This window comes from Paenirhodobacter huangdaonensis (assembly GCF_004022465.1).
Lineage (GTDB): Bacteria > Pseudomonadota > Alphaproteobacteria > Rhodobacterales > Rhodobacteraceae > Rhodobacter > Rhodobacter huangdaonensis.
Genome location: NZ_SAVA01000032.1, coordinates 1 through 1,044 on the forward strand (window position 1 = coordinate 1; position 1,044 = coordinate 1,044).

The following is a 1,044-nucleotide window of genomic DNA, read 5'->3' on the forward strand; positions in this document are numbered from 1 at the left end:
CGCAGATAGGCGATGTCGTCGAAGGCAAGGCTCTGATAGCCGAGCATCACGTCGTCGGCCCCCGGCACGGTGATCAGGAAGTTCACCCCTGCATCGACCAGCAGCGTGGCGAGCGTGTCCATGTCGTCCTGATCGGCCTCGACATGGTTCGTGTAACACACATCCACCCCCATCGGCAGGCCGAGCAGCTTGCCGCAGAAATGGTCCTCGAGCCCGGCGCGGATGATCTGCTTGCCGTCGTAGAGGTATTCCGGGCCGATGAACCCCACGACGGTGTTGACCAGGAGCGGCGGGAAGGCCCGCGCCACCGCATAGGCCCGCGCCTCGAGCGTCTGCTGATCGACGCCGTGATGGGCGCCGGCCGACAGCGCCGCGCCCTGCCCGGTCTCGAAATACATCACGTTCTGCCCGATCGTGCCGCGCCCGGCGGCAAGCCCCGCGTCCTGCGCCTCGCGCAGGATCGACAGGTTCACGCCAAAGCCCGCGTTCGCCGCCTCGGTGCCCGCGACCGACTGGAAGATCAGATCGACCGGCGCGCCCGCCTCGAGCAGCCGCACCGAATTCGTGACATGGGTCAGCACGCAGCTCTGGGTCGGGATCTCGAGGCTTTGCCGCAGCGCGTCGAGCGCCACCAGCAGGTCACGGCAATTGCCGAGGTTGTCGGAGGCCGGGTTGATGCCGATCACCGCATCGCCCGCGCCGTGCAGCAGCCCGTCGAGGATCGACACCGCAATCCCCTGCGGGTCGTCGGCCGGGTGGTTCGGCTGCAGCCGGGTCGAGAGCGTGCCGCGCGTGCCCAGCGTGTTGCGAAACGCCGTCACCACCTCGCATTTGCGCGCGACGCGGATCAGGTCCTGATTGCGCATCAGCTTCGAGACCGCCGCGACCATCTCCGGGGTGAAGCCCGGCGCGGCGGCGCGCAGGGTCCCGGCGGTCGCCGCGGGCGACAGCAGCCAGTCGCGCAGCGCCCCCACCGTCATCGAGCGGAACGGCGCGAAGGCCGCCGCATCATGCGTGTCGAGGATCAGCCGCGTGACCTCGTCG

Annotated in this window: 1 protein-coding gene; it reads right to left on the reverse strand. The window is 69.3% G+C overall.

Going from position 1 to position 1,044, the window contains the following annotated elements:
- Positions 1-1,044: ethanolamine ammonia-lyase subunit EutB (eutB, locus tag EOW66_RS20260; protein ID WP_164881218.1), on the reverse strand; the 1,044-nt coding region annotated here is incomplete at both ends.